This window comes from Desulfovibrio subterraneus, assembly GCF_013340285.1.
GTDB classification, from domain to species: Bacteria; Desulfobacterota; Desulfovibrionia; order Desulfovibrionales; family Desulfovibrionaceae; genus Halodesulfovibrio; species Halodesulfovibrio subterraneus.
The window spans coordinates 616407-636619 of record NZ_BLVO01000012.1 but is presented as its reverse complement, the minus strand read 5'-3'; the positions used below and the strand labels follow the sequence as shown (position 1 = coordinate 636619).

Genomic DNA, 20213 nt, shown 5'->3' with positions numbered 1-20213 from the left:
ATAAAGGAGGCTCTTATGGATTCCCTGTTTCCGCTAATCGGTGATCCCCTGCCCCGTATGGAAGTGAAAACCACGCACGGCATGAAAACCCTGCCCGACGATTACAAGGGCAGATGGTTTGTTCTTTTCAGCCACCCCGCCGACTTCACCCCCGTCTGCACCACCGAGTTCGTGGCGTTCCAGAAACGCATGGACGAATTCAAGGCCCTGCATTGCGACCTGATCGGCCTTTCTCTCGACCAGATATTCTCACACATCAAATGGGTGGAATGGATCAAGGAACACACAGGCGTCGAGATCGAATTCCCCATCATCGCAGATTTCGGTGATATAGCCAAAAAACTTGGCATGATTCACCCCGGCAAGGGAGGCAATACCGTCCGGGCAGTCTTCATCATCGACCCCGACGGCATTGTCAGAATCATCTTCTATTACCCTCAGGAACTTGGCAGAAACATCGACGAAATTCTGCGCGCCATCAAGGGCATGCAGACTTCCGACCTCAACAAGGTTGCCATTCCCGCAGGCTGGCCCAATAACGAACTCATCAAGGACAGGGTCATCATTCCCCCGGCCCAGACTATCGCTGATGCAAAAGAACGCATGAAAAATAACGAAGGCTTTGACTGGTGGTTCTGCCATAAGGCATTATAGGCAACAGTCATACAGTCATTGGCGGGGCTGCCTCACGGCAGCCCCGCCTTTCGCCGGTCCCCGGATGTTCCGTGGCAGCAATCAATTACAAAGGAAAGCACCATGCGCTGGAGACAATTTCTCACCCCCGTCCGATCTGTGGATGCCCACGAAGCACGTACCATGCTCGACGCCGACCCGCAGATCCAACTGCTCGATGTGCGTCAGGAAAAAGAATATCAGGAAGAACACATAGCCGGAGCCAAGTTCATCCCCCTTGCCTCGCTGGATGACATGCTCGGCGAAATAGATAAGGAGCGCCCGGTTCTCGTGTATTGCGCCATCGGCGGCAGAAGCCGCGTTGCCGCACAGCTGCTGGCCGGCAAAGGCTTTGAAAAGGTTCTCAACCTTTCCGGCGGCATCAAGGCATGGAACGGCTGGAAGGGATTCGGCGATTACGAGCAGGGGCTGGACCTGTTCATGAACGCCGAGAACCTGCAGGAAGTCCTTGAGGTAGCCTATGTCATGGAAAAAGCACTAGGCGATTTCTACATGGACATGGCCTCCCGCGTTTCCAGCCCCAAGGTGGCCAATCTGTTTTCCAAACTTGCCTCGGTGGAAGACAAGCACAGCAAAACCGTGGCAGAACGTCTGCAGGCGGTTACCGGCAACGCTCCGCTTCCCGAAGTGGGGCCGGATGCTGCACCGGAAGGCGGGCTTTCCACCGCTGAATACATGCACAGACTGGGTACTGATACCGAATCTCCCAGAGACGTGGTGGATTTTGCCATGGCCCTTGAAGCGCAGGCAATGGACCTGTACGCAAGAGCTGCAGAAAACGCCCCCGACGATTCTTCACGCGAAGCGCTGGAACGCATGGCACTTGAAGAACGGGGCCATCTGAAACATCTTGCCGTGCTCATGGATTCGCTGGTGTAGCCGCCTGTCCCTTTCCGCCCCATCGCTATCCTGCTGCCTTACCGAGGCGTCCACCTGAAGGAGAGAAATCATGTCGAGATTACTGCTTGTCGGCGCGGGCCACGCGCACATGACCCTAATGGAGAATATTCCCGCCATCCGTGCCAAGGGGCACGAGGTAGTGGTCATCGGCCCCGGCGAGCGCCACTACTACTCCGGCATGGGACCGGGCATGCTCGGCGGCGACTACAAACCGCAGGACATCAGCTTTCCCGTCAAACGCACCTGTGAGCAGGCCGGAGCCACCTTCCTTGTGGACAAGTGCGTAGGCATAAAGCCGGAAGAAAAGCTGGTGGTGCTGGAATCCGGGCAGGAGATTTCCTACGATGTCGCCTCGTTCAACACGGGCAGTTCCATCGTGGATGACGTGGTGGAAGAAGGCAGCACGAACGTCTACAGGGTAAAACCCATCGAGAATCTGCTCCTGGGACGTGAGCGCCTCATGGAAATGGCCCGCAAAGACCACGTGCGCGTCGCCGTTATCGGCGGCGGTCCCGCAGGTGTGGAAGTGGCCGGCAACGCATGGGCCTGCGGACAGGAAGCAGGCGGCAATGTCTCCGTCGCCCTCTTCCACGGCAAGACCTTCATGTCCCGCGCCCCCGACAGTGTGCGCGAGCTCTGCCGCAAGGCACTCCTCAAGCATGGCGTTGAGCTGGTCGGCGGCGGCTACGTCCGTTCCGTCTCCACCGGCAAAGTCATGCTCGATAACGGCCAGCAGCATTCCGCAGACATCATCTTCATCGCCATGGGTGTGCGCCCACGCCCCCTGTTCGAACCGTCCGGCATTCCGGCCGGTCCCGACGGCGGCCTGCTGGTGAACAAATTCCTGCAAAGCCCCAGATATCCGGACATATTTGGCGGTGGTGACTGCATCTGGTTCGAGCCCCAGCCGCTGGACAAGGTCGGCGTATATGCCGTGCGGGAAAACCCCGTGCTCTACCACAACGTGGTGGCCCAACTTGAGGGAGCTCCCCTCATGGAATTCTCTCCCGGCGGCGATTACCTGCTCATCTACAACACCGGCGGCCGCACCGGTGTGCTGCACAAGTTCGGCATCCGCTTCGGCGGCGGCCTTGCCTTCCGCATCAAGGACTACATCGATTCCGCCTTCATGAAAAAGTTCAAGCCGGAATACGAACGCACCGGTCGGTACGCCTAAATCGCACCTCGATTCCCCCGTCACGAACAAACAGGGGCGCAACTCCATTCAAAAACAACGGAACCGGCAGGCTCATACCTGCCGGTTCCTCTGTTACTGCTGACAAATTTGTTTCGGCATTGTCTGGCTCCGCCGGGCAGGAACCTAACGTTCCTGCACCTCGTATAAGCGATGAAAATCCGTTTTGGGACCAAATTTCCGGCTTAACGGGAACGTGACTTACTAAAAACGGAGTTATTTCATTACGCTGTAGAACCGGCAGGCCCATCCTGCCGGTTCCTTGTTTCAGAGGCTAGAAGTCGCTTCCATCCTCAGGATCGCCATCGTCCTCATCGCAATCTCCCCCCATGACGCAAAGATACGATTCCGGTCCGGCCCTCTGCGGTATGCGGACACCGCCGCCTGCTTCAGCACCGGCAGTGCGCGCCGCGCCATACATGGCGTCCAGCTTTTCACGCAGTTCGGCAGACAGTACCGGCCTGCCATTGTCCTGCGCAGGCACGGCCTCATCCGGCCGCTCGTCATACAGTCCCACATGACGCGCCAGCATTTCCAGAGCCTTGAGCTTGGAATGCAGCTTCACCCGCACGGTCCCCCCGCGCGACGTGGTGGTTTCGGTTATTTCGGCAATGGCGGCCGCCCGTTCCGAACCAAGAGAGCCGGAATCCAGCAACTCAAGCGAATCGCCGGACCAGCGGCACACATCCGCCATGGTGGAAAATCCAATAGCCGCAAGCTCGCGCACCACCATGTCCTGCGTCACCTTCACCCGCTCCGCGCGTTTTTCCTGCGCCTCGCGAATTGCCTGCTGCACCCCCGCATGCCGCATGTTTCTGCCTGCCGCAGCAGCACAGGCGACGGCACTGTACCCTGCCCGCCGCGCAGCGGCCTGCGCGTCGGCGTCCATCAGATATTCTTCCACAAAGCGCTTCTGTTGCGCCGTCAGTCTGGTCATGGGCGAACCTCCCGCCGCTGACGCAACTCCACCTTTATCTCTTCCAGCATCCTGTGCATGGCGATGATGCGCTCATCAATACGCTCCACCTGCAGCACGGTCTTGCGTGCTTCACGCACCTCCTCACGCATCTGCGCAGTGCCTGATTCAAGCGCATCAAGCCGCGTTTCAAGCGACACGATCATGCCCACGGCAATGGCAAGGCTGGTCAATGCCGAAACCACCGTGGAAATGTTCACCCTCCGGTCAAGGCACCAGCCATGTTCCTCGTTACAATGCTGCATTGCCGCCTCCGCTCCCTGCCTTGCCCTGTCCCATGAGAGCGTCCTTGCGGTACGAACCGAGCGACGAACCGAGGTAGTAGTTCACCACGGCACCAAAGGCCGTGCCGAGCGATCCCAGCAACAGCAGCGCCGGTTCGTTCACCTGCCCCATTTCCACCACAGCCTGCAGCATCCAGAAAAAACCCACCACAACCACAAGAGCAACCAGTCCCGTTACCCACGCGCCGCCATGCCCCGTCTTGGCAAGGGCCACCTCGCGTTCCCGCGCACTGCGCACATTATCCAGCTCAGCCTGCAGCTGCGTCGCCTGCCACTGCAGCAGCATGGCGGCATGTTCCTGCTCCAGCTCCCTGATCCGGATAAGCGCCTGCGGATCTTGCAGCATGCGGGCCACTGCATCGGGCTCCGCTTCCACCCCGAACAGACTGCCTATGAGCGAACCGGCCGCTCCGGCCACTGCTCCCACAGGTCCCCCCAGCACGGTTGCCAGAAGGGGGGCTGCCTTGGACACGATTTTCGCCACATCCTTCCATTCCATGGAGTATGCCTCCTGTTCTCTGCGCACGCCTTCCCCGCCCGGTCGGACATACGCCGTTATCCGGCATGTGCTACCATGGGGTTTAGCAGGATTTTCGTGACAACCATGTCCCGGCACAGCGTCCCGCGGGTCCGAACATGCCCCGACAGGGGGTGGACAGCACTCCGGCCGAAGTGCCTCGACCTCCCACGCCGATGAGAAGCTATTTGCCTCATACCCCTCCGCGTACACAGCAGGACCGCAAGTACCAGCACGATGCCCTGCCAGAGACAGCGCGACAGAGCAAAACATCAGGCAACCCGCCGCAACAAAAAGGCCACCCGTACGGGTGGCCTTTGCATAGTGGCAAATCGTGTCTTCTCGAAAAATCAGAAGAACGCTCAGTCGCAGAATCCCTGCTTCACAGCATTATCCCGCCCTGTGCAGTCGCCCTTCTTGCATCCGGTTTGGAAATCGTCACATGCGGCGGATATCCTCTCGTCCAGAAGCCGTGTGGCACCGCGAAAATTCCATGCCCGGTGATAATCCGGATCAAGCTCAATGGCCCGCGACAAATCCCGCTCGGCCCCCATCAGGTTGCCAAGACGCATCTCCACAAGCCCTCTGTAGGTGTAGGACTCCACATTGGGAGCCAGCCGCACGGCCTTGTTCAGATCATCCAGCGCAAGGTCATACCAGCGCTTTTCCGAATAGGCCAATCCACGCCGCAACCACGCCTGTGCGTAGTCCGGTTCAATTGTCACGGCCTCGGTCAGCAGTTCAATGGCCTTGTCGGGGTCGGAACATTGCTCACCGCGCCACAAAACACGGGCCTTGGCAAAAGCACGCTCGGCCTGCTCATTGTGCACTCCCGAAGTACCCATGGGGTTGAAGCGCCCCAGCGGTTCAGCTTCCTTTGTGCCGCATCCGGCAGCAGCAATGATGAGGCAAAGGCAAACACCCGTAACAATCATTTTTTTCACGGTAAAAACCGTTGTTGCAGTCATTGTACGTTCATCCTCCTGAATCCCGCTTCGCGGGGAGAAAGTGGAAAGCCAAGGCTAGCCGCTAACGGAAGCAAAGGAAAGAGGCAAGATCAAGGGCAATAAAACAGCACGGAAGCGAACGGCGCATTCTGCAAAAGAGTGGCGGGAGTCACAATTCTGCAGAACCGGGGACCAGACGCTTCCGTGCGGATTCACCGCGGCGCTCCTAGCGGGAGATATGCCCATGACGACTATGGAGCATATCGGAGCACCGATTGCGGGAATCAAACTAACGTATAACGCATCTCGTGTTTTTTGGAAAGCGTAAATTAAGATTACAGATAGGCAACGCAGTCATATAAGAAATGCGGATAAACGCGTAATACAATACCCCACATGAAATGCAAATTGATGCTGTCCTGCTGTGCAGGGTAATTACTACCCGACAATGCGTGGAGAAAAAGGCCTGTTGCATTCCTCCAAGGCATGCACGCCAGATTATCGACGGCGAAAAAAAATCACCACATTCGCGATAACTATCACTATTGCCTTCCTACTTATCTCTTCAATACACACGCGGAATGCAAAGAGATTATAAGAAGCCTTGACAACCATGCCGCGCCCAACCTATCTAAGTGTAAACCTATATAGGGCAAAGCGATGAACATTCCCCCATTCTCACCACTCAGGGAACATGCCAGACGGCACATCAATTCCCTCATCGGCCTGCGCTGCGATGCGGCATCATCAACCGACGGCGACCATGCCGCATTGCTTGTCGCTGCGCTCGCCATATTCATCGAGCAGGCACAAACAATGGATATTCTCTGCGATCCGCACAGTCTTTTCGCGAAGCATTTTCGTGAAACCCTCACACAGGGCACCCTGACGGCGGACGATCTCCTCCCTGTGCTGGAAGATCTTCTCATCCTCATACGTGAAAAGAACCTGCGCGCCCCCGCATTGCATCCCTGCCAGACAGAACGTCGACTCCTGAACGAAGTAGAGGAAGGCAACACCTGGTCGCCTGCAGACAACACCGCCTTTGCGAAGCACTATTTCTATAATCTTCCCCTACACATTGCCAAAAGCATCATGGACAAAATACCACCGCTATACTGATCACAAGGGCCTTTACCCAGCGCATTTTCCGTTGTTATTTACTGTTCCCTGCAGCCCCCAAGACACGCTTCATACTTTGCCAAGCGACTCTCTTGTGTTACAGTCCATCCCCAGAACAGCCGAATTGCAGCAACAAAGGCAGGGAGAATGGACAAGTCCCCAAAGAATACACAACAGTACGGAGTTTCTGCCGTACTCGTATTTCTTCTGGCAACCCTGGCCGCCACCTTCTATCAATACTGTGCGACCGAACTTTTTCCCCAGGATTCGCCGCTCAGACTGATCTTGCCCGCCGCTGCGGGGCTGCTGGCCACCCTGTTCATACGGCTGCTCGCCGCCCGTCACTGCTCCCGCTGCCCCATGCCGCAGGAAAACGGTAATCTCAGAGAAAATCTGGAACTTCAGCAAAACGCCCTCGCCCGCCAGCACCGCATGACATCCGAAGCGGAGCGCCAATCCATGGCACTGCAACGCCATGCGGCAGAATCAGTCCACTCCGACATTGCCATGAAGCGGCATGAAAACCGCTTTCAGGTTGCCTTTCACGCCACACCCGACCCCATTCTCTTCATAAATGCCGACACGGGTCTGGTCATGGACCTGAACGAGAGCTTTCTGCGCCTCCTCGGGCTGAGCTGGCGCGAGGTGATGGGAATGCCCATCCAGAGCATCCTGCAATGGCATACGTCCGAAGACGGCAAACGGTTCGCCGAACTTCGTCAGCTCGGGTCCATAAGCAACCTGAGAGCCGACATCCGCGATTCCGGCGGGCGCACCCGTCAGGTTCTCATCTCAGCCCGAGCCATAGAACTTGATGGAATCCGCAGTGATATCGTCATCGCCCGCGACATTTCAGACCTTGAAAACCTGCGTCACGAACTGGCAAGCAAAAGTGAGCTGCTCGAATCCATTCTCCGTCACATTCCCTACTACATCTACTGGAAGGATACGAACCACCGCTATCAGGGAGGCAACGAGCTGTGCCGCGCGATGTTCCGCAGATTTTCAGCACAGCGCATAGAAGATTTCACGGACGACATGAAAGATGATTTCTTCCCGCACAGAAAGCACCAGCAGGTATCCACGCGTGAAGAAGACCAGCAGGTCATGCAGACCGGACAACCGATCATCAATGCCGAAAGAACCATGCTGGTCGGGGAAGATGACCAGTCCATACGTCAGGCCGATGTTCTGGTCAGCAAGGTTCCCCTGCGTGACAATGACGGGGTGGTTTCAGGCATGCTCGGCATCATTGCGGATGTTTCCAATCTGCGTCAGCACGAACGGCTGTTCCTGCTGCTGCTTAACGGCATACCGGACCCCGCATGGCTCAAGGATGCCGAAGGCCGCTACCGCATAGCCAACCGCGCTCTGGGCGACATGCTGGGCAGGCGCCCTTCCGAACTGGTAAACCTTACAGATAATGAACTGCTGCCCGACGAAATGGCGCGACGGTGTTCCGCCAATGAACGTGCCGTGGTGCAGACGGGCATGACACTGCGCAATGACGAGCTGTGTCAGGTAAACGATACGTCGAAGTGGTTCGAGGTAATCCGCCAGCCCCTGACAGAAGAAACGGCAGACGGACAGATACGGGTGGTCGGCACCATGGGCATTGCCCGCGACATTTCAGAACGCCGCAAGGCCGAAGACGAAATACGCAAACTCTCGCGAGCGATCGAGCAGAGCACCACAGCCGTTGCCATCACCACCCGCGACGGCATCGTGGAGTATGTGAATCCCCGTTACACGGAGATAACCGGCCTCATGCCGGCCGAAATTTACAACAGCCCGCCGGATATACTGCACAGCCTGCCGGACACCACCCCGGACGAGGTATGGCGGCTCATCCAGTGCGGCGGGCAATGGAGCGGAGAAATCCACTACAAGCGCAAGAACGGCTCCCCCTGCTGGCTCCTCACATCCATCTCTCCGGTCATGAACGATGCGGGCAACATTCTCAACGCGCTCATCGTCATGGACGACATTTCGGGCAGAAAGGAACAGGAGGAATACATCAGCTTCATGGCTCTGCACGACGGGCTCACGTCTCTGCCCAACCGCAGCCTGTTCATGACAAGGCTGCGTCAGGCGGCTGCCATGTTCCAACGCGACGGCACACCCTTTGCCATTCTCTTCCTCGACCTGAACAACTTCAAGGAAGTCAATGACACACTGGGCCACGATGCCGGAGACATTGTTCTGAAAACCGTGGCGGAGCGCATTTCCTCCTGCCTGCGGGAAGTGGACTCGGCCGCCCGCCTCGGTGGAGACGAATTCGTTGTCCTTCTGCACAACATCCGGAACGAATCTGAAATCGACAAGGCTGGAATGCGCATAGCAGAGGCCATACGCCGTCCGCTCTCCATTTCAGAGAAGGAAATACACGTTGAGGCCGCCATCGGTGTTGCCCTGTGTCCGCAGCACGGCACCGAGCCGGACACCCTGCTCTCCATGGCTGACAAGGCCATGTACCAGTGCAAGTCGGAACACCAATGTTCCTACGTCACCTGCAGCATGCAGGAGCCGTCCTGAGCCTGTCGCTTACAACACTGCATACTCCCCTTGCCCTGCATAGCGGGCATCCTGTCCACCGACCCATTCCGGCCGCCCCGCCAGTCCCCCCACGGACCAAAGTCCCGAACAGATATCCGCACCGCAGCCCCTGACCGGACGATACCGTCTGCCACTCTGTGGAGACAACCTGAACTGCCGCCCGATGCTAAGGCCATATCAGACGCACTGGCTAGACAAAGAGATCGGGGTCTGATGGTGTGCGGTCCCACTGAATTTTACCATGACTTTTCTTGAGCTTGCGCAGCATCACATAGATGGCTCCTGCTCCTCCGTCTCGCGGCTGTGCCGTGCAGAACGCCAGCACCACACGCTTGAACGGGTCACGGGTCAACCAATGCTGCACCTTCTCGCGCAGCACGCTGAACCCCTCAGGTGAGTTCCTTCCCCTGCCGGGAATGAGCAGAACCGTGCGCAGCCCCTTGGTGTAGGCCATGCGCATGAAGGTTACCAAAGCATCATAGGCTTCCTGCGCCACCATGCCGTGCAGATCAAGATGCCCTTCAGGGCTGTACTGGCCGCTGCGCAACTTGCCCAGCACCATCGGGTCAAACCCGCTCACATGCCCCTGAATGAACTCCTCGGAATATTCCAGCTGAAATTCAATGGTGCCGTCCAGCAAGTCCTGCAGGGCCTGTGCTGCATGAACCGCCCCCTGCCCCTTCCGGACCGGCTCGGGGTGCTTGCGGATATCACGCCCGCGTGAGGTAATGCCCGACACTCCCTCCATGGCCTGAATAAAATCGATATCCTCAGGGGAAGCTTCTGCCGGCTTTTCTTCAAAGGCTTCATCACTGCGCTTCACCACTGCGTCGCGCGAACGCTGACGGGCCCCGCTGTCCTCGTGTGAGGGCTTCATCTTCTGCGAAGCGCCTTTTCTCGTCACGGCCTTGAACTCGTCAAGGTCGGCCATGGAGAACATGCCCTCATCTTCGTTCGCACCTGATTTGCGGGAACTTTCCGCAGGTGCGCCTGATCCTGCTCTGCTTCCTGCTGCAGCCTCCGGCTTCTTCCCTGCTGCTCCCCCTTTACCGTCCATACGGGCAACGCCCGTCATGGCACGCATGAAATCCGCCATCCCCTCTTCCGGCTCCGCCCCTTGCGCCATCCCCACACGGTTGGCTCCCTTGGCCCGGCCGGACTGTCCCGAAGACTGTGCGCCCTTCTGCGCACCGGCAGACTTGCCGTCGGGGTTCTCGGCATCCTTGAACTGTTTCTTGTCTAGCTTTCTGAACGGATTGGCTTCCTCAAAAGACATATGTATCTCCCTGCCCGGCCTCTACACGACCGGGCAACAACTCATTGAAAAACATGAACAGGCAACACGGCAATTGCCCGCAACCGCGTGTCGCGTTACCATGCAAAAGTGCGGCAATTGCTCTGCCTTGTCCAGCACTCCCATACTCTGATCAAGACTTTAAGGAGTTGACCATGCGAACCTCCCTCCTCTGCGCCTTTCTGCTTATTCTGACAATGCTCGCCTCCACCGGCTGCGCCCCGAAAATGAAATTGTTCGGCGAACCGGCCCCTCTGCAGCAATACACGCTGCGCGGAGAAGGTGACGAAAAAGTGCTGCTCATCAACATCCGCGGCGTCATAGACAACACCCCGCGTCAGGGCTGGCTCTCTTCCCGTCCGGGCATGGTGCAGCAAATCGTCACCCGCCTTGAGGCCGCCCGCAGCGACAAGGACATCCGCGCCCTGCTGCTGGTCATAGACACCCCCGGCGGCGGCGTCACCTCCAGCGATATCATCCACCACGAGATCCTCAGATACAAGCAGGATACCGGCAACAAGGTCGTGGCCCTGTTCATGGATGTTGCGGCTTCCGGCGGCTACTACATAGCAACCGCCGCAGACGGCATCGTGGCGCACCCTGCCACAGTCACAGGGTCCATCGGCACCGTCTTCATCCGCCCGCAGGTTTCCGGACTCATGGACAAGATCGGCGTTGAGGCTGTTGTCACCAAATCCGGCAGCCTCAAGGACATGGGCTCACCGTTCAGAAAGGGGACGGATGAGGAACAGGCACTGTTCCAGACCATGATAGACAGCATGAACATGCAGTTTCAGACGCTGGTACGGCAGAGCCGCAACCTTACACCGGCACAGGCGGACCTGATAGCCGATGCTCGCATACTCACCGCCCGGCAGGCGGAAGAGGCAGGTCTGGTGGACAGGATAGGATACATGGAAGACGCCCTGCGCATGGTCGAATCCAAGGCCGGTATCACCAGCCCCAGAGTAATCGCCTACCGCGAGACCAGCTACCCCAATGACAGCGTCTATAACAACATGGAAGCGAAGGGCGGAGAGAGCGCAGCCCTCATCAACATCAGCCTTGCGGAATATCTGGCCGTACCCCGTACGGGATTCTACTATCTCTGGGCACCGGAATACGCCCGATAGCCCGTCATTCCTGATCAAGGGGCAGGCTTATGATAAAGGTCGCCCCTTTTCCAACCTCAGACTCCACCTCAAGGGTGCCGCCGTGCTTATTCACGACCACGTCACGGGCAATGGCCAGTCCCTGCCCTGTCCCCTTGCCCACCTCTTTGGTGGTGAAAAATGGATCAAAGATCATACGCAGATGCTCTGCCGCTATCCCTACGCCGTTGTCGGCAATACGGATACAGACCCTGCCGTCCTGCACTCCGCTGGAAATATGAATCTGGCCCATCTCCCCTGAAACGGAAAGAACTCCGGTAGAGCTGTCGCGGTTGATGTGCTCGGTTTTCAACTTTTCGACAATGGCATGCGCCGCGTTTATGATGATATTCATGAACACCTGATTCATTTCCGTCAGCAGGCAGTGCACCTCCGGCAATGACTCGTCCAGGTCCAGAACCACGTTTGCCACATACTTCCACTCGTTTCGGGTGACCGTCAGAGTATTGCGCAGGGCGTCATTCAGGTTCGCCTGTTGCTTTTCCTTACGGCCGGGGTGCGAAAATTCCTTCATGGCACTGACAATGCTTGATATGCGTTCAATGCCTTCCAGCGACTGCGCAATGGCATTGGGGAGTTCATCGCGGAGAAAATCCAGCCCTTCCTCTTCCGCCCTTTTTCCCCATGCGCTGAAAAATTCCTCGGTATCGGCGTCCGTCCCGGGTGCCTGACCAGCAATGACGTCACAGGCATTCACCAGCTCAAGAAGGGTATCAGTGGAATCCTGAATAAAGCGCAGATTGTCACTCACAAACTGTGTAGGTGTATTAATCTCATGCGCTATGCCTGCCGCGAGCAGCCCAATAGATTCCAGCTTCTGCGCCTGCAGCAGTTTCGCCTCCATTACCCCCCTCTCGGATATGTCGTTCTGCACACCGACAAGCCAGCGTGCCTTCCCGCTTTCATCGCGAACGGCAGAAACAGTGAGCTCCGCTTCATATACGCTCCCGTCCCTGCGCATGGCGGTCAACCTTCCGGCCCACACATTCCTGCTGCGGACAGAAGCAAGGATGCTTTCGAGAATATCCTGCTCGCGATACAGCGCTGCGGCAAAATCTCTGAACGGCCTGCCCGCAGTCTCTTCACGATTCAAGCCCGTATCCTCTTCAAAAGCGCAGTTCACATACCGGATCAGACCGAAATCCTCCTCAGTAATGAAAATGGCACTGCTGGCCCTTTCCACTGCCCTTTCAAGCAGTTCTCTGTCCCGCTCCACCCTTCTGCGCTCGGTAATGTCCACCAGAACGCCTATGATGCCGGCGGGCTTGCCCTCCCTATCATGAAACACGGTCTTGTCGATGACGAAGTCGTGAAAATGCCCGTCCGCGCATGGCAATACCTGCTCAACGGTCATCCGCCCTCCGCTTCTGAGCAGGCGGGCATGACTTTTCATTATGGTGCTGCTCAACTCATGGGAATAGGTGCCTCCGAAATCACGCAGGGTCTTACCCTGCACAGCTTCGGGCTCGGTTCCCAGCACGTCGTGGGCGTAGCTCCTGTTGCAGCCCAGAAACCGTCCGTCTGCCCCCTGATAAAATACAGGGCTCGGAATCGCCGACAGCAGAGTATTCAGAAAAGCCACCTGCAGCCTCAACTTTTCCTCTGCCAGATTCTTCTGGTCAATTTCCCGCAGATACTCGTTATTAAGGTGCGCCAGCTCGCGGGTGCGCTCCTCCACTGTCCTTTCCAGAAAATCGGTCTGCCGTTGCAGGCGCTCCATAAGCTCATTGAAATAGCGGCCCATGGCCCCGAGTTCATCCAGCCCTCCCCTCCGGCTCCGCACACTATAGTCCCCTTTGGCCCCGCGGCGGAAACACTCGGTCATTTCTCCCAATGGCCGGACAATGGACATGCCCGCGAGATGTCCGACTCCCGCGACCAGGACAAAAAACATGGCGAAGACGCCTGCAATCCAATATTTAACCCGATATACCGGAGCATAGATCGCATCAACATAGCCGGAAGTACCCACTATCCAGTTAAATTTCGGCAGCTCCTGAAACACGATCAGGCGCTCACGGAATCCCGAACTGCCCGGGTCCTTCCATTGATATTCGATTCTGCCGCTTTTTCTCCGCATCATGTCGCTGACAAACAGTTGATAGACCGAGCGCAGCTCGGACTGCGCCGTACTGTTGGAGGCATTGCCCAGAAGCAGAGAACCATCGCTGCCGATAAGAAAGGTCAGCCCGCCGGGCGACAACGCGACAGAGGAAAGCACCCCCTTGAGATCGGCCATGGTGACAAGGCTCGAGAATTCATCCCGATACCCCGAAACGCCTACATACCATCCCCAGGGACGAAACAGCGCCACATAGGCTGCCTTGGGACGCGGGGCAGCTTCTCCTGCATTCGTCCATTCATACTCGATATAGCCGTTCCCCGTTTTCAGCATACGGCGGAGAATGGCTTCCTGCCCATCCTCAGCACCGGACTGCCACGAGCGGGGGCGAAACACAGGTTTGCCCTGATCATCCAGACAGAAAATATATCCGCTCTTCCCTACCGTCTGGGCGGCAAGAAACTCGGCAGCCCTTCGGCGGGCCTCTTCCATGCCATGCCCTTTGCGCAGACTTTCAGAATACAAGGCCTGCACAACTCCGAGAATGGTTTCTGCCTGTGCCTTCAGATAGCTCCTTAGGGCCATCTCACCGGCAAATTCCATGTTGCCTGCAACCATTCCGGATGCCAGCCTGATCCGGGATTCAACCCGTTCAAGAAAGATGTGGGAAACAAAAAGATAGGTGAATCCGCCGCCCATGCAGAACAGAAGCAGCAGAAGGATGGCATTGATGCCTATAAGCTTGATCCGCACGCTGGCGTTACGCAGATAATGGATCATGAGCACCTGTATCGGAAAGATACCTGGATAAAATGCGCCCGGACAAACAACCTTTACATTACCTGAGGGCCGCCGTAGAGTGTGCGCCACAACCAATCAGGAGCACTAATTCTCATGTATACGTTCACCCCCTCAGGTGTGTGCGCCAAGCAAATCCTCTTCAGCATCACGGACGGCAAGATACATAATCTGCAATTTGTGGGTGGCTGCCCCGGATCACTCACCGCCATCACCCGCCTTCTTGAAGGGCAGGAAGTGGAAACTGTCATCAGCACCCTTGCCGGCCTGCCCTGCGGCAAAAAAAATACCTCATGCCCCGACCAGCTGGCGCTCGTTCTCCGCGACATCACAGACGGCAACGGAGACAAGCACAAACAGGGCCCGGGACTGGGGCAGGTAATTCGTTCTCTCAATCCTTTCGGATAAATCAGTTTTCCGTCTGCACAGACGGTTCTTCAAGGGGTAGACGGATAGTGAATCGGGTGCCCGCACCGGGCAGAGATTCCACCTCCATCTGCCCCTTGTGATTTTCCGTTACGATAAAATACGATACGGAAAGTCCCAATCCCGTTCCCACTCCCGGCTCCTTGGTCGTAAAAAACGGTTCGAAAACGCGGTTGCGCACCTGTTCATCCATACCCGGCCCGTTGTCTTCCACTTCCACGGTCAGATACTTCCTGCCCTCACCGGCAAGATACACCGTCTCACTGCGGGTACGCAGCGTAATAACGGGCTTTTCTATCTGTACCATAGCCTGTGCCGCATTCCGCAGCAGGTTCAGCAGCACCTGCTCAATCTCGGTTCTCGAACAGGTGATGAGGGGCAGGTTTTCTTCGAAATCCCGGACAATCTCAATATGCCGAAAATCGTAGCTTTTCTTGAGATCATAGTCAGTAGAAGCCAATCGGACAGTATTATCCATTATTTCATTCAGCTGCTGCGTACTGTAGGTAGATTCGCTCTTGCGGGCAAAACTGAGCATGTTCTGCACTATGTCTGCCGCGCGCACGGCAGCTTCGCGTATTCCTTCAAGCATCTTCAGAATTTTACGCTCTTCAATGTAGGCCTGAATGGAATCAAGCGGACATCCCACAATCTCTGCCGCGTCGCGGTTGGCCTGCAAATCCGATGAAAGCCGCCGCAGAATATTTTGCGCTCCCTGCAGAATCCCGCCCAGCGGGTTGTTAATCTCGTGCGCCATACCTGCCGCAAGCCCGCCCACAGACATCATCTTTTCCGTCTGAATCATTATCTGTTCCAGACGCACCTGCTCGGTCACATCATCAAGGCGGATAACCGCTCCGCCCGAATCGCCGCATTCATCGCACGGCAGGGGAAATATGGTCACACTTTCTATGCGCAGTCTGCCGTCCTGATACATCTGCCTGCGTGGCAAGGTAATGGGCTCACCGGATGCCATTGCCCTGCCCACTTCATCAAGCATGGAAGCAAGTCTGGGATACGCCTCGCGCAGCGGTTTGCCCATGGCCTCTGCGGCGCTCACGCCGGAATCATTCTCAGCCTGCGTGTTCCACTGCACCACACACCCTTTCGGGTCCACCCCCACAAGCACAGAGGGCATGGCGTTAATGATGTTGGCCAGCAGAATCCTGAGCCTGCGTGATTCCTCGGTGGCCCGAACCCGTTCGGTCACGTCGCGGGCCACCCCTATGCCACCAGCCACGCGGCCATCTTCAAAAAATGGCCGTTCAAGAACTTCCAGCACGCCGATGGTGCCATTCTTAAAGCGCAGTTCCGCATGGAAGGGCGGAATCTCCTCACCCTGCAGAATACGCCGGATATTGTCGTCGAGAGAGCGGTTCATGGGATTGTCCGTCCGGTACATCCGTCCGCTCTCGATAAATTCTTCAGCGCTGTAGCCGGTTACGTGATAAATGGAAGGCGAAATATAGCTGAACCTGCCGTCCATGCCACGGCGGTACAGACAATCGCCCATGTTGGACAAAAGGAACTCAAGTTCCGAAGCCATGTCGGAAATCCGCTGCGCAGACTGTTCGAGCTTCTGCTCCGCCCGCAGACGTTCGGAAATATCGCGGGCCACAATCACGGCATATTCCACGCCGTCCAGATTATGCAGGCTGGCTGAAACTTCAACTGGTATGGAGCGTTTGAGATTGCGGGGCAGTTCCGTCTGAAAGGTCACATGCCTGCACTCACCCGGGTGCCGGAAGAAATATTGAAGCCGGTCCGCCATATCCTGCCCGAAGAGTTCCTCCATACGGTGCTCTTCAAGAGATACACACGCTCCGAAACACTCCATGGCGGCATAGTTGGCGTGCACCACGCCGGGCGGGTCAAGGCGGACAAGATATATGTAATCCCGTGCCGTATCCACAAGGACCTGAAAGCGTTCCAGCTCGGCAATCTTGCGCCGCAGTTCAGGATAATAGCTTTTCCGCAGAGAGCGTTCCCCGAGCCCAATGAGCTTTTCAATCTCCAGCGTCTGCCCGTCGTCCGGACCGACAAAGGCGTCTGCCATATGCTCAGGGGCATGCCCTTCACCCTGTTCGGAGGCAGGGCGGGGTATCTGCGGTCTACCACGCCTCTTCATACAATTCCTCTATTTCGGCCTGCGTAAATCTGCGGGGGTTGGTCAGCATGCAGGCATCCTGCATTGCCGTCTTGGCCAGCTTGGGAATGAGCGCCTTGTCCATGTTCATCACCCGCAGTCCCTCGGGTATCCCTATCCCGCGGCTATAGGCCTGCAACCCGTCGAACAGTCCCTGCCGCAAAACATCGTCCGGCAGGCCCGCTTCGGCTATCCCGAATGCACGGGCAAGATCGCGGTACCGTTCCGATACGGAAGCAAAGTTCGCCCGCACCAGATGCGGAAGCAAAATAGCGTTGCACTCTCCGTGCGGCGAATCGAGCACGCCGCCCAGACTGTGCGCCATGGCGTGCACCGCCCCGAGAATGGCGTTAGAAAAAGCATAGCCCGCATGCATGGAAGCCCGCATCATGCCTTCACGCGCAACAGCATCATCAGGCTGCGCCACCGCGCGTTCAAGGTATTTGCGGATAAGGCGCACGGCATCAAGGGCAAACAGATCCGTGGTGGGAGAAGAAACCGTGGAGACATACGCCTCAAATGCGTGTGTCAGGGCATCCATGCCGGTCGCCGCTGTAAGGGCGGGGGGCATGGAGTAGGTGCATTCGGGATCGATGAGTGCCACATCGGGAATGGCGGCCTGCGCCACAATGGCAATCTTCAGCCTGCGGGCCGTGTCGTTGATGATGCAGAACTGCGAAATATCGGCACTGGTTCCCGCCGTGGTCGGTATGCAGATCATGGGCGGGGCAGGTGACTCAACCTTATCCACTCCCTCAAAGGAAATGACATCAGAACCATTTGTGGCCATGAAGCCTATGGCTTTTGCCGCATCCATGGGGCTGCCGCCCCCGATGGCCACCACGCCGTCGCATCGGGAATCCAGAAACACGGCTGTTCCCTTGCGGGCCTGATCATCTCTGGGATTGGGAGAAATGTCGTCGAAAATGGTCGTGCGGATACCCGCCTCGTGCAACGAGGCCACAAGGTCGTCAACAAGCCCTGTCGCGCGCACGCCCTTGTCGGTCACAACAAGGCAGTGGCTCAAACTGAAATTCTGCACATACTTGGTCAGCAGAAATCGCGCGCCGTTACCGAAGATCACCTCCGGCGCTGCGAACTTTCGCAGGGAATGGATTCCACTCATGCAAAGCCTCCTGCTTCTATAGGGAATTACAGATTATCACAGGGTGTTAGCGAACGAAACCCCCAAGAATGAAATAATACTTTCTCCACAGGAGCAGATTATCCCTCATCCCTGTATCTGCGTACTTCCTCAAGAAAAAGTTTAAGCGACGGGGCAGGATTATCCTTCTTCCAGACAACACGCAGCTCAGGACTGGGCATGTCCCCGAGCAACGGCCTGTAGACCACTCCGGGCCGGATGGAAGCACTCACCGAAGCCGGATGAATGGAGCAGCCGAGTCCGGCAGCCACAAGGGCCTTGCCTGTTTCAATACGGGCCACGCTCTGCACCACATCCGCCACCACGCCCGCATCACGGAAGCTGGCAATAAGCGCATCATACAAAATAGGGTGCGCCTTACGGGGAAAAAGAATGAGAGGCACCCCTTCCAGCCGTTCCAGCGGCACAGCATCAAGCTCGGCAAGAGGATGCCCTTCTGGCAGGCAGAGCATGAACGGCTCCTTGCGGAACAGCAGGCTGTCCAGCTTCATGGGAACCCCGCGCACACAGCTGATGAGCCCCACGTCCAGATCATCAGCGGCAATCATCCGCAGCTGGTGAGCGGTGGAAAATTCCCACAACTCCATCCGCACCTTGGGATAACACTGCTTATAAGCCCGGATAGCCTGCGGGTAGCCCGTCATGAGTGCATAGCCCATGAAGCCCACCCTGAGCAGCCCCTCCTCACCTCTGGACACGGCCTGTACCCGTTTAACGGCCTGCTCCATGCGCTGCATGATCTCTCGGGCGTCCACAAGAAGAGCATCACCCTCCGGCGTCAGAGAAACACTCCGGCTGGTTCTGCGGAACAGGCTCACGCCCAGTTCTTCCTCAAGCTGCCGAATCTGCTGGCTGAGCGGCGGCTGTGACATATGCAGCCGTCTTGCCGCCTTGCCGAAGTGCAGTTCCTCTGCCACGGCCACGAAATAGTGCAGGTGTCTTATTTCCATAATTGATATGTACCACGTATCAATCCTGTCATAAAGCAATATTGGACATCTCAATACCGCAAGCGCAGTATCCCCTCATCGCAGAACGGTTGATGCAGGAGGAAAGCATGAACGCGATTCATTATTTCAGCAGTTCCGACATGGCATGGATGATTCGCCGGACACTACCCCTGGTGTGCCTGCTGGCAACACTTGTCAGTCCGCAGGTTGTCCGGGCCGGAGCGCAGGCTGTCCAGACCGGAGCGCAGGCTGTCTCTCCGGACTCTCTTCAGACAACTCCGCTACCAGCGCCCGTGACGCCCCCGCAAAGGCAAGGGGTCCGCATCGTGCTGCACACGGAATCGGCAGCTCCGGTATGTCTGGCCATGGACGCGCACGGAGCCCTCTATGTGGCAGATGAAAAAGCCGGTACCATTCGCTGCGTTACCAGAGACGGCGAATCCGGCCTGCTGGTCAGCGGCCTGCACGCGCCCTGCGCCATAGCCGTGAGCCATCACAGAGAACTGGTGGTGGGTACCCGTCTGGGCGAGATATGGAAGATTATGCCCGACGGCAGCGCCGAGCTTGCAGGAAAGATGGATGAGCCTGTGGTATCCGTGACCATGGACAGAGACGGAGCAGTGCTTGCAGCCACGGAGCGCGGTACTGTGCTGCGCATTCCGGCGGCACAATAAGCGTTGTTACCTTCGCCTAAGAGCATTCCGTTAAGAGCATTGCGTGTGAGGGTGCAAGGCCCCCCCTGCGCAGGATGACAACGGGAGTGGATAAGGGACGAAGCTGGCCGTCCCTTTCTGCGGCATGGCGCGACCACATTGCGGCCCAGCCCGCCCAGACAGTTCTGCAGCCATCTAAGCAGACATCTGAGCAGACATCTGAACACCCGTAGTTTAGGATGCGCCCAACAAGCGTACAGACGGATCAGCAGGCGCAGTCAACGGGAGAAGCCAATGGGCGTACTCAATGGGCGTACCCAACGGGAGTATTCAACTGGCGTCCCCAATCGGCGTACT

General features: G+C 57.2%; 17 protein-coding genes. 8 read left to right on the top strand and 9 right to left on the bottom strand.

What is annotated here, in order from left to right:
• Positions 1-15 precede the first annotated feature (15 nt).
• The 3 genes from HUV30_RS06800 (at position 16) to HUV30_RS06790 (ending at position 2770) form a co-directional block, all read left to right on the top strand.
• Positions 16-654 (top strand): peroxiredoxin, encoded by a 639-nt coding sequence (locus HUV30_RS06800; protein WP_174404648.1) that lies wholly within the window; start codon positions 16-18, stop codon positions 652-654.
• Between the two features lie 102 nt (positions 655-756).
• A complete protein-coding gene (locus HUV30_RS06795) occupies positions 757-1572 on the top strand; it encodes a rhodanese-like domain-containing protein (RefSeq protein ID WP_174404647.1) in 816 nt (271 codons plus the stop codon).
• 70 nt (positions 1573-1642) lie between these two features.
• Complete coding sequence (locus tag HUV30_RS06790; RefSeq protein WP_174404646.1) at positions 1643-2770, top strand: NAD(P)/FAD-dependent oxidoreductase; 1128 nt, start codon at positions 1643-1645, stop codon at positions 2768-2770.
• A gap of 292 nt (positions 2771-3062) precedes the next feature.
• Here the strand turns inward: HUV30_RS06790 and HUV30_RS06785 are convergent, their stop codons facing one another.
• The 4 genes from HUV30_RS06785 to HUV30_RS06770 all read right to left on the bottom strand — a co-directional run bounded on the left by HUV30_RS06785 (position 3063) and on the right by HUV30_RS06770 (position 5533).
• Positions 3063-3725: a terminase small subunit gene (locus HUV30_RS06785; RefSeq protein WP_174404645.1), complete on the bottom strand. Its 663-nt coding sequence runs from the start codon at positions 3723-3725 to the stop codon at positions 3063-3065.
• Positions 3722-4009 carry a hypothetical protein gene (locus tag HUV30_RS06780; protein ID WP_174404644.1) on the bottom strand — a complete coding sequence of 96 codons (288 nt, stop codon included), beginning with the start codon at positions 4007-4009 and terminating at the stop codon, positions 3722-3724. The genes HUV30_RS06785 and HUV30_RS06780 overlap by 4 nt, the downstream gene beginning before the upstream one ends.
• Positions 3996-4547, bottom strand: a complete 552-nt coding sequence (locus HUV30_RS06775; RefSeq protein ID WP_174404643.1) for a hypothetical protein — start codon at positions 4545-4547, stop codon at positions 3996-3998. Before HUV30_RS06775 ends, HUV30_RS06780 begins: the two co-directional genes overlap by 14 nt.
• A gap of 380 nt (positions 4548-4927) precedes the next feature.
• Positions 4928-5533, bottom strand: a complete 606-nt coding sequence (locus tag HUV30_RS06770) for a tetratricopeptide repeat protein (protein WP_243452094.1) — start codon at positions 5531-5533, stop codon at positions 4928-4930.
• Between the two features lie 639 nt (positions 5534-6172).
• Here HUV30_RS06770 and HUV30_RS06765 point away from each other — a divergent pair.
• Together HUV30_RS06765 and HUV30_RS06760 are read left to right on the top strand one after the other, a co-directional pair.
• Positions 6173-6634, top strand: a complete 462-nt coding sequence (locus HUV30_RS06765) for a hypothetical protein (RefSeq protein WP_174404642.1) — start codon at positions 6173-6175, stop codon at positions 6632-6634.
• 147 nt (positions 6635-6781) lie between these two features.
• The gene (locus HUV30_RS06760; RefSeq protein WP_174404641.1) at positions 6782-9169 is read left to right on the top strand and encodes a diguanylate cyclase domain-containing protein; all 2388 of its coding nucleotides are present in this window, start codon (positions 6782-6784) and stop codon (positions 9167-9169) included.
• A 211-nt stretch (positions 9170-9380) separates the two neighbouring features.
• Here the strand turns inward: HUV30_RS06760 and HUV30_RS06755 are convergent, their stop codons facing one another.
• The gene (locus HUV30_RS06755; RefSeq protein ID WP_174404640.1) at positions 9381-10466 is read right to left on the bottom strand and encodes a Smr/MutS family protein; all 1086 of its coding nucleotides are present in this window, start codon (positions 10464-10466) and stop codon (positions 9381-9383) included.
• A 173-nt stretch (positions 10467-10639) separates the two neighbouring features.
• Between HUV30_RS06755 and sppA the strand changes: the two genes are divergently transcribed.
• Complete coding sequence (sppA, locus tag HUV30_RS06750) at positions 10640-11617, top strand: signal peptide peptidase SppA (RefSeq protein WP_174404639.1); 978 nt, start codon at positions 10640-10642, stop codon at positions 11615-11617.
• 4 nt (positions 11618-11621) lie between these two features.
• Here sppA and HUV30_RS06745 read toward each other — a convergent pair whose 3' ends face one another.
• A complete protein-coding gene (locus tag HUV30_RS06745; protein ID WP_174404638.1) occupies positions 11622-14498 on the bottom strand; it encodes a cache domain-containing protein in 2877 nt (958 codons plus the stop codon).
• Between the two features lie 114 nt (positions 14499-14612).
• Here HUV30_RS06745 and HUV30_RS06740 point away from each other — a divergent pair, with 114 nt between their 5' ends.
• Complete coding sequence (locus HUV30_RS06740) at positions 14613-14924, top strand: TIGR03905 family TSCPD domain-containing protein (protein WP_174404637.1); 312 nt, start codon at positions 14613-14615, stop codon at positions 14922-14924.
• Between the two features lies 1 nt (position 14925).
• Here HUV30_RS06740 and HUV30_RS06735 read toward each other — a convergent pair whose 3' ends face one another.
• The 3 genes from HUV30_RS06735 to HUV30_RS06725 form a co-directional block, all read right to left on the bottom strand.
• The gene (locus HUV30_RS06735) at positions 14926-17070 is read right to left on the bottom strand and encodes a PAS domain S-box protein (RefSeq protein ID WP_174404636.1); all 2145 of its coding nucleotides are present in this window, start codon (positions 17068-17070) and stop codon (positions 14926-14928) included.
• Positions 17054-18214, bottom strand: a complete 1161-nt coding sequence (ercA, locus tag HUV30_RS06730; RefSeq protein WP_174404635.1) for an alcohol dehydrogenase-like regulatory protein ErcA — start codon at positions 18212-18214, stop codon at positions 17054-17056. Before ercA ends, HUV30_RS06735 begins: the two co-directional genes overlap by 17 nt.
• A gap of 98 nt (positions 18215-18312) precedes the next feature.
• Positions 18313-19203, bottom strand: coding sequence for a LysR substrate-binding domain-containing protein (locus tag HUV30_RS06725; RefSeq protein ID WP_174404634.1), 891 nt, complete (start codon positions 19201-19203; stop codon positions 18313-18315).
• A gap of 107 nt (positions 19204-19310) precedes the next feature.
• Between HUV30_RS06725 and HUV30_RS06720 the strand changes: the two genes are divergently transcribed.
• Complete coding sequence (locus tag HUV30_RS06720) at positions 19311-19877, top strand: NHL repeat-containing protein (protein WP_174404633.1); 567 nt, start codon at positions 19311-19313, stop codon at positions 19875-19877.
• The last annotated feature ends 336 nt before the right edge of the window (positions 19878-20213 follow it).